The 15,432-nt window shown below is 34.7% G+C and carries 14 protein-coding genes; 10 read left to right on the forward strand and 4 right to left on the reverse strand.

Features of this window, described 5'->3' with window-relative positions:
• The first annotated feature begins 27 nt into the window (after positions 1-27).
• The 4 genes from R1X58_RS15890 to R1X58_RS15905 all read left to right on the forward strand — a co-directional run bounded on the left by R1X58_RS15890 (position 28) and on the right by R1X58_RS15905 (position 3,675).
• Entirely contained in the window at positions 28-468 is a 441-nt protein-coding gene (locus tag R1X58_RS15890) for a DUF6146 family protein (RefSeq protein WP_240573356.1), read from the forward strand.
• Between the two features lie 33 nt (positions 469-501).
• Entirely contained in the window at positions 502-999 is a 498-nt protein-coding gene (locus R1X58_RS15895) for a DUF6787 family protein (RefSeq protein WP_240573357.1), read from the forward strand.
• Positions 999-1,334 (forward strand): hypothetical protein, encoded by a 336-nt coding sequence (locus tag R1X58_RS15900; protein ID WP_240573358.1) that lies wholly within the window; start codon positions 999-1,001, stop codon positions 1,332-1,334. The genes R1X58_RS15895 and R1X58_RS15900 overlap by 1 nt, the downstream gene beginning before the upstream one ends.
• Before the next feature lie 88 nt (positions 1,335-1,422).
• Positions 1,423-3,675 carry a TonB-dependent receptor gene (locus R1X58_RS15905; protein WP_240573359.1) on the forward strand — a complete coding sequence of 751 codons (2,253 nt, stop codon included), beginning with the start codon at positions 1,423-1,425 and terminating at the stop codon, positions 3,673-3,675.
• Positions 3,676-3,713: 38 nt separating this feature from the next.
• Here R1X58_RS15905 and R1X58_RS15910 read toward each other — a convergent pair whose 3' ends face one another.
• Both R1X58_RS15910 and folE read right to left on the reverse strand, forming a co-directional pair.
• Positions 3,714-3,989: a hypothetical protein gene (locus tag R1X58_RS15910; RefSeq protein ID WP_240573360.1), complete on the reverse strand. Its 276-nt coding sequence runs from the start codon at positions 3,987-3,989 to the stop codon at positions 3,714-3,716.
• Positions 3,990-4,033: 44 nt separating this feature from the next.
• A complete protein-coding gene (folE, locus tag R1X58_RS15915; protein WP_240573361.1) occupies positions 4,034-4,621 on the reverse strand; it encodes a GTP cyclohydrolase I FolE in 588 nt (195 codons plus the stop codon).
• A gap of 117 nt (positions 4,622-4,738) precedes the next feature.
• Between folE and R1X58_RS15920 the strand changes: the two genes are divergently transcribed.
• The gene (locus R1X58_RS15920; RefSeq protein WP_240573362.1) at positions 4,739-5,404 is read left to right on the forward strand and encodes an ABC transporter ATP-binding protein; all 666 of its coding nucleotides are present in this window, start codon (positions 4,739-4,741) and stop codon (positions 5,402-5,404) included.
• Positions 5,405-5,483: 79 nt separating this feature from the next.
• Here R1X58_RS15920 and R1X58_RS15925 read toward each other — a convergent pair whose 3' ends face one another.
• On the reverse strand, positions 5,484-6,296 hold the full coding sequence (locus R1X58_RS15925; RefSeq protein WP_240573363.1) for a hypothetical protein: 813 nt from the start codon (positions 6,294-6,296) through the stop codon (positions 5,484-5,486).
• 222 nt (positions 6,297-6,518) lie between these two features.
• On the opposite strand from R1X58_RS15925, the gene R1X58_RS15930 reads away from it, so the two are divergent.
• The 4 genes from R1X58_RS15930 (at position 6,519) to R1X58_RS15945 (ending at position 12,348) form a co-directional block, all read left to right on the forward strand.
• Positions 6,519-7,283 carry a TIGR02757 family protein gene (locus R1X58_RS15930; protein WP_240573364.1) on the forward strand — a complete coding sequence of 255 codons (765 nt, stop codon included), beginning with the start codon at positions 6,519-6,521 and terminating at the stop codon, positions 7,281-7,283.
• A gap of 31 nt (positions 7,284-7,314) precedes the next feature.
• Positions 7,315-8,811, forward strand: coding sequence for a S10 family peptidase (locus tag R1X58_RS15935; protein ID WP_240573365.1), 1,497 nt, complete (start codon positions 7,315-7,317; stop codon positions 8,809-8,811).
• A 252-nt stretch (positions 8,812-9,063) separates the two neighbouring features.
• Positions 9,064-10,533, forward strand: coding sequence for a PhoX family protein (locus R1X58_RS15940; protein ID WP_240573366.1), 1,470 nt, complete (start codon positions 9,064-9,066; stop codon positions 10,531-10,533).
• A 6-nt stretch (positions 10,534-10,539) separates the two neighbouring features.
• Entirely contained in the window at positions 10,540-12,348 is a 1,809-nt protein-coding gene (locus R1X58_RS15945) for a cytochrome-c peroxidase (RefSeq protein WP_240573367.1), read from the forward strand.
• Positions 12,349-12,402: 54 nt separating this feature from the next.
• Here R1X58_RS15945 and R1X58_RS15950 read toward each other — a convergent pair whose 3' ends face one another.
• Positions 12,403-14,295, reverse strand: a complete 1,893-nt coding sequence (locus tag R1X58_RS15950) for a M61 family metallopeptidase (RefSeq protein ID WP_240573368.1) — start codon at positions 14,293-14,295, stop codon at positions 12,403-12,405.
• A gap of 107 nt (positions 14,296-14,402) precedes the next feature.
• On the opposite strand from R1X58_RS15950, the gene R1X58_RS15955 reads away from it, so the two are divergent.
• Positions 14,403-15,410 carry a glycosyltransferase family 2 protein gene (locus R1X58_RS15955; RefSeq protein WP_240573369.1) on the forward strand — a complete coding sequence of 336 codons (1,008 nt, stop codon included), beginning with the start codon at positions 14,403-14,405 and terminating at the stop codon, positions 15,408-15,410.
• The last annotated feature ends 22 nt before the right edge of the window (positions 15,411-15,432 follow it).

Consider the following 15,432-nt stretch of genomic DNA (forward strand, 5'->3'; position numbering starts at 1 on the left):
TACACAAACGGTAACAATTAACATCTTATGAGAATACTAGTATACATACTGCTTACTTTTGGATTCATTATTGGATGTAATACTTCAAAACCTGCTGCGACTGCAAATACCAATGAACAATTGGATGCGACGAAACTCAGCGATACCGTTACCATAGCCAATGACGATTTAGAATATGAAATTATCATAATTGAACCAGGTTTTAATTTCTGGTTAGCCAGCAGAGCAAAACCGGAAGGCTTCTATTCTCAAGAATATTTAGAAAACAGAAATCGTATTTACGTTACCGAATGGAATAGCAGAGTCATACAACCTCAACGCTATAATCCCAATTTATACGAAATGCAAATCGACTACCAACCTCAAATCGATTACGGTTATGATGTAAATTACAAACTCTATAATTATTTCATCTATTTTCAATTAACCTACAAGCAACAATTAGCAGGTTTTGTTCCCAGAATTTAAATGCTTTAACTACATTTGTTGTACAAGACTTTTATGGTGCAAAAATTTAAAGAACGTTGGCAAATACAACATAACTGGCAGCTCCTCTTCCCTGTTTTAGGAGTTCTTATTCTGGCGTATTCGGCGTTTAAATTATCTTATATTTTCATTAAAGAATCTCATATTATCTTCAATATTTTATTGAGCGTGGTTATTTATTTTCTACTTGTAAAGTTTGTGCTCTTTACATTTAAAAAACTGGAAAATAAATGGAAAATAAATTACCGTTGGGAATTTATTCGAATTTATATTGTTTTTGCTGTTACCGGGTCGTCTTCCTTATATGTCAGCAAACCCTTAATGAAACTTATTGGAATCACTAAAGAAAATCTGGGTTCAGTTCTTTATTGGATACTTTATATCATCATCGGATTAATTTTTTATCAGATTTTATTAGTTTCTATCGGTTGGATTTTTGGTCAATTCGACTTTTTTTGGACCTTTGTAAAAAAATTATTGAAACGTATCGGGTTTAAGCGTTTTTTAAGCTAGTGGAACAAAAAGTTAGAGCAAATATTATTTTTAAAACCATGGCATTGCTTTTGGCTATTTCGCTATTGAAGCCTGCTGTATTTGAGTTCGCTCATCTTTTTGCACATCATGAACACGATATTTGTAAAGGTGAAAAAACAACCCACCTTCACAAACTGGATACCGATTGTGACTTTTACAAGTATAAAGTTCACCATCAATACACATTTAATCTTTTTGAGTACACTATTTTTACTCCAAAAGAACAATCACCAGAAATTGTTTCTCAATACCATTTTCTAAGTGATTACCAACGCTTACAAACCGCTTTACGTGGTCCTCCTGCCCTTATTTAATAATGAACCTAACACACTAACAAAGAAATTAGTGTCAACATATTATTAAATTACAAAAGCCTTAATTGGTTTTTAAAACATACTTTACATGCGATTATTATTAAATACATTGCTGCTTTTAGCAATGACTAATATTTATGCACAACATTCGTTAAAAGGTCTTGTTGTAGACAACAAAACAAACGAAAGTTTAGCATTTACAAACATATACCTATCAGACCTTGAAAAAGGAACAATTACAGACGAAAACGGACAATTTAGCTTAGAGAATCTACCATCAGGAAACTATAAATTGGTGGTTTCTATTTTAGGGTATGAGACCAAATCCTTAACTGTTAATATCCCAAATCTGCAATACATTGAAATACGTTTGGAATATTCAGCTATTGAAATGGAAGATATTATTATTTCTACGCCATTTCATAAGTTACAAAGTGAAAACGTTATGAAAGTTGAACGTGCTTCTGTTGAAAATTTAAATGCCAATGGCGCTGTAAATTTAACCGAGGGCATCAGCAATATTGCTGGCGTTGAAAGTGTAACTACCGGATTAAGCATTGGTAAACCTGTAATTCGTGGTTTAAGTTCTAACCGCGTTTTAGTGTACACCCAAGGTGTTCGTCTGGAGAATCAGCAATTTGGTAGCGAGCACGGTCTTGGAGTTAGCAGTAACGGTGTGGAAAGTGTCGAGGTTATTAAAGGCCCGGCGTCCTTACTTTATGGTAGTGATGCCCTTGGTGGTGTTTTATATTTAAACCCAGAAAAATTTGCTCAAGACAATACATCAAGTGGAGATTTTAGTGGTAACTATTACAGCAACACACAAGGATTTAACACAAGTGCCGGATACAAATCATCTGAAAATAATTTTAAATTGTTATTTAGAGGAAGTCTTACTGAACATTCCGATTACGATACAGACGAATATCGTGTAACCAATACACGTTTTAGAGAGCAGGATTTTAAAGCCGGAATTGGTTATCAGGTTAATACCTTTAAAACGGAATTCAGATACAATGCAAACAATTCTAAGCTAGGTATTCCGGAAGAAATAGGTGTACAATCTACTCTAAAAACACCAATGCTTGGATACCAAAATATAACGAATCATGTATTCAGTTCTAAATCTACCATCTTCCTTAACAACTCGAAGTTAGATATTAATTTAGGTTATATTTACAACGACAGAAAAGAATTTGAAGACGAGCACCATCATGATGAAGATGAGGAAGGACACGAAGAACATGAAGAAGAAGAACACCACGAAGATGAACATGAAGAAGACCATGAAATTTTAGTGCCGTCGCTTCAAATGAAATTAAAAACGGCCAATTACGATGTAAAATACACCTTACCTCAGTTGGGTAAGTTTGAAACCATCGTGGGTGTACAAGGCATGAATCAGGTAAACACCAACTACGGTGAAGAGCAATTAATTCCAGATGCAACAACCAACGATTTTGGTGTTATGGGAACCTCTCATATTCATTTTGAAGCTATCGATATTCAGCTTGGTGCACGTTACGATAACCGAAACATTAACGTTGTTTCCGGATTAAACCGAGATTTTAATAGTTTTAATGGTGCCTTAGGATTTAAAACTAACATCTTTAAAAACCTGACCGCACGCGTTAATTTCGCTTCTGGGTTTAGAGCGCCTAATTTAGCCGAATTAACTTCCGATGGTATTCACCATGGATCCAATCGTTACGAAGTTGGTAATGCCGATTTAAACAACGAGCAAAATTTTCAAACCGATATTGCACTGGAATTTAAAAACGAACACGTTGAGTTTTTTGTAAACGGATTTTACAACAAGGTAAATGACTATATTTACTTATCGCCAAACGGAAATACAATAGACGACACCCCGGTTTACGATTATATTCAGAATGATGCCAAGGTATATGGTGGTGAAGTAGGTGTACATATTCACCCGCACCCTATACACTGGCTACACATAGAATCAAGCTTTGAAACAGTAACAGGAAAACAGGCTAACAACGAATATTTACCGTTAATTCCAGCGAACTCTTTAAGCAATGTTTTAAGAGTTGAGTTTGAAAAACCTTGGCTTAAAAATGGATATACCTTTGTAAAATTAGCAAGTACCTTTAATCAAAATAACGTAAGCACCTTTGAAACCTCAACCGATGGTTACAACTTACTAAGTGCAGGATTTGGCGGAAGTTTTAATTTATTTAAAAATGAAGCTACTTTAAGTATTTCTGGTACGAACCTAACGAATAAAACCTATATCAATCACCTGTCGCGTTTAAAACCAGACGGTATTTTTAATATGGGAAGAAATATTAATATTGGATTAAAATATCAATTATAACCTACAAAAAATCCCTTTCTAAACAGAAAGGGATTTTTTTATTTTAAATCTTTAGGTTCCTTTTTCAGAACATAAGTATACAACCACATTAAAGTAAAAGTTGGAATTACATCTAAACCAGGGAGTGCTTCTTCCACAAAGGTTATAACCCCTGCCACTTTACCCGCTTTTCCTTTATATAACTTAGTCATTAACCAGCCAGAAAGTGGTGCCCAGACAATATCTGAAAACTCCCCTATTCCAGGAATTATAAATGACACATAACCAATGGCATCAAATAAAATGCCTAAAACTAATATTTTGTATTTACCCATTAATTAAAATTTATATCAGAAAAAGCACAAAAAACATACCTAAATTACTTTCCTATCAGCTTTAAAAATTCGTTTCGCGTTTCAATTTTTTCAAACTGTCCGCGGAAACCTGAGGTTGTTGTTAAAGAGTTTTGTTTTTGCACCCCGCGCATCATCATACACATATGTGAAGCCTCGATAACGACAGCAACACCCTGTGGCTTTAAGGTATCATTTATGCAATCTAAAATTTGTTCAGTTAGGCGTTCCTGCACCTGTAATCGTCTGGCAAAAACATCGACCACTCGAGGTAATTTGCTTAGTCCAACAATATGTCCGTTTGGAATATAGGCAATATGCGCTTTACCGAAAAAAGGTAATATATGATGCTCACAAAGTGAATACAACTCAATATCTTTAACAATAACCATTTCGTTGTAACTTTCTTCAAACATGGCGCCTTTAAGAATCTCTACCGGATCCTGATGATAGCCCTGAGTTAAAAACTGCATGGCTTTTGCGGCGCGTTCCGGCGTTTTTAAAAGCCCGTCACGTTCAGTATCTTCACCTAAATCGCTAATAATTTTATTGTAATTATCTTTAATTCCTTCGGTTGCTTCGTCGTTATATTCTTCGAATGATTTGTAATGCATTTCAATTTTTTTTAGAAGAATAAAGATATAGCTTAAATCGCATTTGGCAATAAAAAACAATTCTTAATTGTACAGCACAGCTTAAAGTAGTAAATTCACGGCTCCTATTTCAAACACATGATTCAAGCGAAAAACATACATAAATTCTATAACGATTTAGAAGTTTTAAAAGGTGTTGACCTACATATTAAAAAAGGCGAGGTGGTTTCTATTGTTGGTGCATCCGGTGCTGGGAAGACCACACTTTTACAAATATTAAGCACTTTAGACAAAGCTTCATCAAAAGAAGATTATCAATTAACTATTAACGGTATTGATATTGGCAATCTTAAAGATAAAGCCTTGGCTAAATTTAGAAACGAACACATTGGGTTTATTTTTCAGTTTCACCAATTACTTCCTGAATTTACAGCTTTAGAAAATGTTTGTTTACCAGCATTTATAAAAGGAACAAAAAAAGCAGATGCCGAAAAACGCGCTAAAGAATTACTGGACTTTTTGGGTTTATCGCATCGTTACGACCACAAGCCAAATGAACTTTCCGGAGGAGAACAACAACGTGTAGCAGTAGCTCGTGCTTTAATTAATAATCCGGACTTAATTTTTGCGGATGAACCTTCGGGAAATTTAGACAGCGAAACTGCCGAGAATCTTCATACTCTGTTTTTTAAATTGCGTGATGAATTCGGTCAAACCTTTGTGATTGTAACACACAACGAAGAATTAGCCAATCTGGCAGACAGAAAACTGGTTATGGTTGATGGAAATATTACAAATCAGTAAACTCTGAAAATAGAACATTTAAAAAGGGCCTATTGAATTTTCTATAAGCCCTTTTCTTAAAATAACTTAAAAAATTAATTTAATACCCGAAAGGGATATTTTTACCTAAAATAGTCACCATTTTAGTATTGTAATTCAATTTGATGTCTTCAATATCTGCTACATCAATATCTAAAATTCCAGCTTCAATACTTCGTGGTAATAATACAAAATGCAGTGATTCTTCAACAGTTAAAGTATAATCCACACCTTTAGAACTGGTACCGTTTTGAATACCATCTAATAAATATTCATCATCCCAGATATTTAAAGGCGTATCATTACCAGCAATCCACGTTCTAGTTGAATCTTCTGTATAATTAATAGTCGCACCTGTTGCTGTTGTAATTTTTCCATCGGTAATCTTTACACTATACTCTAAATTACCATCCGTATTTTCTCCTAAATTTTCAACAATGTGTGTTCCTTCAACTTTATAATCTTCATGATAATAATTGGTAAATGTAGAAGTATGAACACTCCCCTCTACGCCATACCAATTGGTTGAAACAATTGTTACAATACCTTTGCGAGTGATATCGTCTTTACATAATACACCTGTACCATAATCAATAGTAATCGTTTTTGGAAAAGTTGTTAAATCCAAAGGATCAATAGTAATAACGGGACCCTCTGCTTTTGTAGCGGTTAATTTTGCTGTAGATGAAGCAGTGCCTTCTGAGCTTAAAACAGCATCTCCACTGTTATTTCCAACATCCTGAAACACCTTATTCACCGTTGAATATTCTGTTAAAGCATCTATAGCTGTTGCGGTGTCAATAGTATTCTTAACAGTTTCTCCATCACAACTAGCTAATAAAATGGCCAAAATTGGGGCTATAATTTTTTTCATAATACAATGTTTTGATGGACTAATTAACGTTATAAATTTCATTTTTAATATACAAACACGTCATAATATTACATTTTAAAGTGTTTTTATGCATTTTATCGATATTTTATAGCGATTTATCTTATAAAGGCCATAGCTTTTAACATATTTATAATAACCTTTTTTTGTATTTATTGGTATTTTTGAATTCATTTAAAAATAATTAATCTCAAATTTTAAATATTGAGCCCTTCAGAACTTAAAGAATTTCTCGATGCCAAGGTTGAAGAATACAACAGCCCTAAATTTATTGAGAGCGACCCCATACAAATCCCACATTTATTTACTCAAAAGGAAGATATTGAAATTGCAGCTTTCCTAACCTCAACTATTGCCTGGGGAAACCGAAAAAGCATCATCAATAACGCCAATAAATTGATGGATATGATGGGCCATACACCCTACGACTTTGTTATAAACCATTCTGAAACCGATTTAGAGCAACTACAACCTTTTGTACACCGCACCTTTAACGGCGAAGATGCTATTCAGTTTATCAAGTGTTTAAAACATATTTACACCAAGCATAACGGACTTGAAACACTGTTTGCTTTACACGCCGAACCATATTCAGTTCAGAAATCCATCTCGGAATTTAAAAGGACATTTTTTGAAATAGACCACTTACAACGCACACAAAAACATGTGAGCGATCCGTTAAAAAATTCGGCCGCAAAGCGAATAAATATGTATCTAAGATGGATGGTTAGACCAAATAACACCGGTGTAGACTTGGGTATCTGGAAAAGCATTACACCCGCTCAATTATCTTGTCCGTTAGATGTACATTCCGGAAATGTAGCTCGAAAATTAGGGTTATTAACTCGAAAGCAAAACGATGCTAAAGCCCTTCTGGAATTAGATACAGCCCTTAGAACATTAGATCCTAAAGATCCAGTGAAATACGACTTTGCCTTGTTCGGTTTGGGAGTCTTTGAAGGCTTTTAAAAATAATCAATCATAATAAAAACTAAAATCTATGACAAAACTCTTTACCCTGATTCTTTCGGTTTCTATAGTTACTGTTTTTGCTCAAAACAGAAAAATACCCACAGATACTACCGTTGTAACAACTGATACAGCTACCATTAACGGAAAAAGTTTCCAATACACAGCAACTACTGGAACACAACCCGTTTGGAACAACGATGACGAACCAATTGCTACTTTATTTTACACGTATTATGAACGTAATGATGTAAAAGACAGAGCTAACAGACCTTTAGTTATTTCATTTAATGGCGGTCCAGGATCGGCTTCGGTTTGGATGCATATTGCTTACACGGGACCTAAGGTTTTAAATCTTGATAAAGAAGGCTATCCGGTTCAACCTTATGGTATAAAAAACAACCCACACTCTATTCTTGATGTGGCTGATATTGTATATGTAAACCCTGTAAACACAGGGTATTCGAGGATGATTAAAAATAAAGAAGGAAAACTACCAAACAGAGAAACCTTCTTCGGAATTAATGCAGACATAAAATATCTTGCAGAATGGATTAACACCTTCGTCACTCGTAAAAACCGTTGGGAATCTCCTAAATATCTTATAGGTGAAAGCTATGGTGGTACCCGCGTCATGGGATTAGCCAATGCTTTACAAAACAACCAGTGGATGTACTTAAACGGTGTCATTATGGTATCGCCAGCCGATTACAAACAATACAATACGGGACAACCAGAATACTCTGCTTTAAATTTACCTTATTATGCGGCAACCGCATGGTATCACGACAAACTACCTTCAGATTTACAACAAAAAGATTTATCTGACGTTTTACCAGAGGTTGAAAATTTTGCAATCAACAAGTTAATGCCTGCCATTGCTAAAGGCGGATTTATTTCAGAAACTGAAAAAAATAATATTGCCGAACAATACGCGAAATACTCAGGATTAAGCAAAACAGCCATCCTTCAGAATAACTTAGATGTACCTACAAACTTCTTTTGGAAAGACTTACTTCGTGATGAAAGCGGACACATTATTGGTCGTTTAGATTCCAGATACCTTGGTTTAGACAAAAAAGACATTGGTGTTAAGCCAGATTATAGCCCGGAATTAACGACATGGAACCATGCCTTTACCCCTGCTATTAACTATTACATAAGAGAACATCTTAAATTTAAAACCGACATTAAATACAATATGTTTGGCGATGTACATCCTTGGGATGACAGTAACGATAATACTCGCGACGGTTTACGCCAGGCCATGGCACAAAACCCTTATTTAAAAGTTCTGGTACAATCGGGGTATTATGATGGTGCTACAACATATTTCGGGGCAAAATACACCATGTGGCAAATAGACCCAAGTGGAAAAATGAAAGACCGTTTTGCTTTTAAAGGTTACCGAAGTGGCCATATGATGTACATTAGAAATGAAGATTTAAAAACTGCAAACGACGATTTACGCGAATTTATCAGCAACTCCCTATCTAACGGAAAAGCTGCCAAATATGAAATAGATTAGTTTCTAAAAAAGTTAGAAAACAATTTAAAAGCGATTGATAAGGTTTAAATTATCAATCGCTTTTTTTATTTTAAATCAACTATAAATCATCACCTTACACAACTCTATATAGAATCATTTTAAATATTGAAGTTTACTTTACATTGGTAACGTTGCTATAACCAAATCTTCATTTAAAGCCAATGTACAATTAACATATTCAGAGGTTTATCCACCTAATTTTACGTTGTTAATTAATCAAACATTAAACCAATGAAAAAATTAGTACTTGCATCGGTTGTAGCAACTTCTCTGTTTAGTTGCAACAACGATTTAACAACTCAGGAAGAAGCTTTAACTACAGCCAATGCATCAATGTCCCTAAAAGGAAACAAGGTAGCATTACAAGCGCACTCAGTAACACCTAACTTTTTAAAGTTAAAACCAGGATTTAAAAATCTTTCTGTTTATCCAATTTTATCTTCAGAAGACGTTTTAGTTGAATCTCCAAATTTCGTTTACGGAAGTATGGCCGATGGTGCTGCTTTGATGAAAAATGAAGACGGTACATTCACACTTATTAATAATATAGAAGCCGATTATTCTATTGCAAGAATTACTTTAGACGAAACGTTTAAGCCAGTTCATGGAGAATATATTCTAAATGCCGCAGCTACCGCTAATACTGCACAATGCTCAGGTTCTTTAATAACGCCTGAAGAACACGGATTTGGTCCTTTATACCTTTCTGGAGGAGAATGGGGAGGCGCTTCAAAAGGGGTGTTTGCTACAGATCCTTTTAAAGATGCTAGCGAAGCATCGGTTGCTAATTTATTACCAGCTTTAGGACAATGGTCTACCGAAAATGCTGTAGCCATGCATAAAAATGCATTTCCTGGAAAAACTGTTGTTTTAATTGGAGATGACACAAGTGATAACAACATCCCTTCTGGACAATTAGCCATGTATGTTGGTGATCACGCCGATTTAGAAAACGGAAACCTTTATGGATTAAAAGTTCTTACTGAAGGTGTCAACTTTGAAATGGATATGAAAGAAGGTGTATCTTACGATATTACTTTCGAAGAATACAGCGAAAGAACTTTAGACGAGTTAGAAACTGAATCAAGAGCTAAAGGTATTATGGGCTTTTCGAGAGTTGAAGATATTGACTGGAGAAAAGGTTCATCTGAAAATAACAGAGAATTTTTCTTTGCTGTTACAGGTCGAAAAAAAGATGCTTTACTAAACAAAGGATCATTCTACGGTAGAATTTACCACGTTATTTTAGATGAAAACAATCCGTTATCTGGAACTATCACTTGTGTTTTAGACGGTGATATTTTAGACGGAAAAGCTAAAGAATTCCATAGTCCAGACAACTTAGTTGTTACTGAAAACTACGTTTACATTCAGGAAGATCCAAACGGATATCCTGACACTCCAGAAAAAAGTCATTTTGCTCAATTATACGAGTATAATATTGTTTCTAAAAACCTAAAAACCGTTTTAGAATGTGATCAGGAATTAGCTGCTGGTGCTGGTTACGGTTCTACAAGTAACGACTGGGAAATTACAGGTATGATTGATATTTCTGAGACTGTTGGTGTAGACAGAACATTTTTATTAATCACGCAAAACCATGGTTGGACAGATGCTAACTTTACAGATCCTTTAGCAAATCCAAATCCTGCTTCAAACGAAGGTAGTATGCTTTATGTAGTTCAAGGTTTAAAGAGATAGAATCTTATGAAATTTATAATTAAAAAAGAGGCTTATGTTTTCATAGGCCTCTTTTCCCTGTTATTCACTTCCTGCTTACAAGAACAAAAAACTGCTTATTTAGCCAGGGATAATAACAAGAACGAAACACTTCAAAAAGCTTTTTCAAATGAGCTTATATCAACAATTGCCTGTTTAGACAGTCTGTCGGAATCTGATAATATAAAAGCTTCTGAAAAGCATTATTTAAATGCCAGATTACATTTTAAAAAAGCCGAACCCGTATTAGCTTTTGTTGATTCTGAAAATTACAAGTTTTTAAATCAGCCGAATATTTTAAAAGTTGAAGAAGAGGATGCTACCGACATAAAAATTAATAACCCAACAGGTTTTCAAGTTTTAGAAGAAGAAATTTTTACTGAAACACCAGACTTTAAATCCATTACAGATCACGCTGTAAAAACAAAAATCAGGTTAGAACTTATTGAAAAAAATCTGAATTTTAATTACATAAAACCTTATCATGTTTTATGGATGATTAGAGACCAGATAATAAGAACCGCTTTAACAGGTATTACAGGTTTTGATTCTCCCGTTTTAGAACAATCACTTACCGAAGGACAAATAACATATTCAGCTTTAGAAACATATTTAAGTATATATAAAGATGAATTTAACGACGAAACACTTTATAAGGCATGGCATGAGGCTATTGAAAAAGCCATTAGCGAGTTAACAGGAGACTTCAATAGTTTTAATCGTTATGCCTTCATTAAATCTAACACGCATAAAAATCTGGAGCTTTGGAATAAAACAGTAAGCGACTGGAAGGTAAAATTTCCATTTACTAAGGCTATAAATAACGATGCTGCTTCATTATTCTCTAAAAACACATTCAACCTTAACCATTTTTCAGATTATAATGACAGTCTAACTTCAGCTAAAGTTGCATTAGGTAAAACCTTATTTTTTGAAACGGAATTATCTGCTTCCAAATCTATAAGTTGTGCCACGTGTCACATTCCTGAAAAAGGTTATACCGATGGCTTAGCCATTTCAAAAGGTGTTACCAGAAACAGTCCTACCCTACTTTATGCCGGATTACAAAAAGGATTTTTCTACGATAATCGTGCCGGAAGTTTAGAGGGGCAAATCGTTTCAGTAATTAATAATGAAAATGAGTTTCACAGTGATTTAAAAGGATTTGAAAATGCCATAAAACACAACCCTGAATACATTGAAGCTTTTAAAACAGCCTTTAATGACTCTATTAAGCAAGACTATATAAGGCACGCCATAGCCAGTTTTATTCGCAGTCTGTCGCCATTCAATTCTAAATTCGACAATAATATTAATGATGTAGAAAACAGCTTAACCGCTTCAGAAATTAACGGCTTTAATCTCTTTACCGGAAAAGCCAAATGTGCGACTTGTCATTTTGCACCACTATTTAACGGGACGGTACCAACCACGTTTAAAGAAACCGAAATGGAATTGATTGGGGTACCAAAAACCAACGATTCTATTAACGCCCAAATTGACGACGATTTAGGACGCTATTATTTGTTTCATACCCCTGAACGCAAACACTTTTTTAAGACAACAACCGTTAGAAATGTTGCCAAAACGGGTCCGTACATGCATAACGGTGTCTTTAAGAGCTTAGAAGAAGTTCTGAACTTTTATAATAAAGGCGGAGGTGCAGGTTTAGGCATTACTTTAGAAAACCAAACACTTCCTCCCGATGCTTTAAATCTCACTACCTCAGAAATTCAGGATATTATTGCTTTTTTAAATAGTCTTACCGACCAGCAAGACAATAACGAATCCATATAAAATAGGAAAAGCCTGACGATTTCATCAGGCTTTTTTATTCATTAATTATCGTGATTATCCTTTTAACCAGGCTTCACGAAGTTTCTTCTGTGCCTCTGTAGCATCTGGCTTCTCTATAATACCTTCTCCAAAGGTATACGATTGTGTTGTTGTTGTTTTAACCACAACATCTTCACCATTTCTTTCTAAAGTTACTTCAATGTCTTCTCCTGGATTCCATCCAAACATTAGTTGTAATAACTGATTGGCATTTTGCATAGTCATTTCTGTACCGTTTACTGCTTTTAACACATCTCCAGGTTGTACACCATTATCATTCCAGAAACTGTTTTCTGTTACTGCCTCACTGAAAAATATTTTTCCTGCTTGTGGATCGGCTGCAAAAATTAAAGAACCTCCATTAAATACATAGTTCGTTTCAATTTGGCCTTCTCCGATTTCCAAACCAACTTTATTAAAATACTCGTTGTAGTTAATTGGTGTATCTCCAATAACATGGGTATCGAAAAATGAACGTAACGACGGGTACGTCATAGCCACAATCTCATCAATTAACTTATCATCTTCAAACGGCTTGTTTTTTCCATATTTATTAGATAATTCTTTCATTAACGATAAAATACCACGCTGGCCGTTACTTTCTTCTCTTAACGTAATATCAATACACATACCTATTAAGGCTCCTTTTTGATACACGTTTAAATACTGGTCTTTATAAGGAGCTTTCAATACGTTTTCACTCATTATTGTGAAACTCATTGCGTCATCCATATTCTTAGCGCCTTGAATTTTCTGCATGATTTTATTGTAAAAATCAGCTTCACTAACCAAGCCTTGATTTACCTGAAATAAAGTTGCAAAATACTCGGTTACCCCTTCGTACATCCACAGGTGTTTTGAAAATGTTGGGGTATTATAATCGAAATAATGTACATCTTCAGAATGTACACTTAACGGTGTTACAATATGAAAAAACTCATGAGATACCACATCAACCATGCTTTCAGCCAATTCCCCTTCGCTTGATGCTTCAGGTAAAACCACGACTGTTGATGTATGGTGTTCTAAAGCACCATAACCTTTTGGAGACTCTGCTAAACCTTCAGATAAATACAGAAAAATATCATAACGCGGTGTCGAATTAACATCTCCTAAAAACGCCTTTTGTGCCTTCATCATTTTATACATCGCATCTTTTAAAGATGTAGCCGAATGTATTTTGTTTGGTGAATATACACTTAAAACGATTTTAATGTCACCAACCTGAAACTCTTCAACACTTAAATTTCCATAAAACATCGGGTTATCTGTAATATCGAAATAACGCGTCGCAAAATAACTTGTTGTTACAAAGCGTCCGTCTTCACTGGTTTTTGAAGACACTTCGGGTAATGCTGAGCTTCTGGTAAAGTTAGAAGGAGCCGTAACATCTAACTTGTATTGATTATTCTTTAATGAATCGAAATACCCTATAAAGCCGTGTAAATTCAATACATCGTTTGTTTGTTCAATGTTGGTTCCTGCTGGCGAAAACGGTTGTTCTTCACCTATTCCCCCTACTTCCTCAATATCAAAAGTATCATTAACTAAATACGTAATTTTATCTAACTTCTTTGCATTATCAATGGTCCAGGTATTCATATCTGTTTTTACAACAGGCATTTCGTTGCCATCATAATCGAAGGCTTTAAAATCGTCTACATATTTTCCGAAGTTACTCACAGAATAGGTTCCTTGAACGACTCTTGGTAATCTGTAGGTTACGGTTTGCGTTGTAAAACGTCCCGGATTTATAGTTACCGGCGCTTTATCGTTAACCACGTGCGATAAATTGATGAATGATTCAATTGGGGTGTTTATAGCTAAATCGTTACTTGAATTTTTTGATGTGCTACAACTTGCCATCAAAATACCCGCTAATAAGGCGGTTATAGGTTTTGTATTCATTAAGTTGATTTTATTTAATTCTTATAAGTGACGTCCAAATTACTATTTCTGTTACACAATCGGCTCATAAGGTTTTGTTAAAATGATGATTTACGTATATTCGCCAAATGCATAATCCACTGATAAGTATATTAACGCCTTTCAAAAATACAGAACAATACCTTACAAACTGCATTGAATCTATAATAAATCAGAGTTATACAAACTGGGAATTATTAATTATAGATGATTCTTCTACCGATGACAGTTATAATCTGGTAAAATCGTTCGCCGAAAAGGACACGAGAATTAAACTCTTTAAAAATGATGGCAGTGGTATTATTGATGCACTACGGTTAGGTTTTAATGAAAGTTCTGGTGACTATATCACACGCATGGATAGTGATGATATTATGCCGAAAAACAAACTTGAGGTGTTACTAAACAATCTTTTAAAACACGGTAAACAGCACGTTGCTACAGGTTTGGTTAATTATTTTTCTAAAGAAGGCATTAGCGACGGGTATAATAAATATGAAGCGTGGCTTAACGGATTAACCAAAACCGGAGATAATTACTCTGAAATTTATAAAGAATGTGTGATTCCTTCACCTTGCTGGATGATTCATAGGGAGGATTTTATAAACTGTGACGGGTTTACCCCAAACAGATACCCTGAAGATTACGATTTAACTTTCCGATTTTACAAGCACAACTACAAAATTATTCCATGCGATAAACTCCTGCATTACTGGCGCGATTATCAAACCCGGACTTCCAGAACACATGATAATTATGCCGAGAATACCTTTTTAGACATAAAAATGCATTATTTCCTGGAGTTAGATTACGACAAAACCAGACCACTGGTAGTTTGGGGTGCCGGGTGGAAAGGAAAAACCATTGCCAAAACACTTATTAAAAATAACATCCCTTTTGAATGGATTTGCGACAACCCAAAAAAAATTGGGAAACATATTTATAAACAGGAAATGAAACCCTTTACACACTTGGAAACCATTAAGCAGTCGCAAAGCATTGTTACTGTAGCCAACCCAAAAGCGCAAATTAAGATTAAGACTTATTTCGAAAATCAGAGTATGCTCCCTATGACCGATTATTTTTTCTTCTGTTAATTTAGTTTTGTCTCCTTGAATT

The sequence above is a fragment of the Aestuariibaculum lutulentum genome (genome assembly GCF_032926325.1).
GTDB classification, from domain to species: Bacteria; Bacteroidota; Bacteroidia; order Flavobacteriales; family Flavobacteriaceae; genus Aestuariibaculum; species Aestuariibaculum lutulentum.

Coding starts and splice junctions, on each gene's coding strand:
- R1X58_RS15950 (WP_240573368.1), bottom strand. CDS start 14,295: ATGAATACAAAACCTATAACCGCCTTATTAGCGGGTATTTTGATGGCA.
- R1X58_RS15920 (WP_240573362.1), top strand. CDS start 4,739: ATGATTCAAGCGAAAAACATACATAAATTCTATAACGATTTAGAAGTT.
- R1X58_RS15955 (WP_240573369.1), top strand. CDS start 14,403: ATGCATAATCCACTGATAAGTATATTAACGCCTTTCAAAAATACAGAA.
- R1X58_RS15895 (WP_240573357.1), top strand. CDS start 502: ATGGTGCAAAAATTTAAAGAACGTTGGCAAATACAACATAACTGGCAG.
- R1X58_RS15910 (WP_240573360.1), bottom strand. CDS start 3,989: ATGGGTAAATACAAAATATTAGTTTTAGGCATTTTATTTGATGCCATT.
- R1X58_RS15925 (WP_240573363.1), bottom strand. CDS start 6,296: ATGAAAAAAATTATAGCCCCAATTTTGGCCATTTTATTAGCTAGTTGT.
- folE (WP_240573361.1), bottom strand. CDS start 4,621: ATGCATTACAAATCATTCGAAGAATATAACGACGAAGCAACCGAAGGA.
- R1X58_RS15890 (WP_240573356.1), top strand. CDS start 28: ATGAGAATACTAGTATACATACTGCTTACTTTTGGATTCATTATTGGA.
- R1X58_RS15940 (WP_240573366.1), top strand. CDS start 9,064: ATGAAAAAATTAGTACTTGCATCGGTTGTAGCAACTTCTCTGTTTAGT.
- R1X58_RS15905 (WP_240573359.1), top strand. CDS start 1,423: ATGCGATTATTATTAAATACATTGCTGCTTTTAGCAATGACTAATATT.
- R1X58_RS15945 (WP_240573367.1), top strand. CDS start 10,540: ATGAAATTTATAATTAAAAAAGAGGCTTATGTTTTCATAGGCCTCTTT.
- R1X58_RS15935 (WP_240573365.1), top strand. CDS start 7,315: ATGACAAAACTCTTTACCCTGATTCTTTCGGTTTCTATAGTTACTGTT.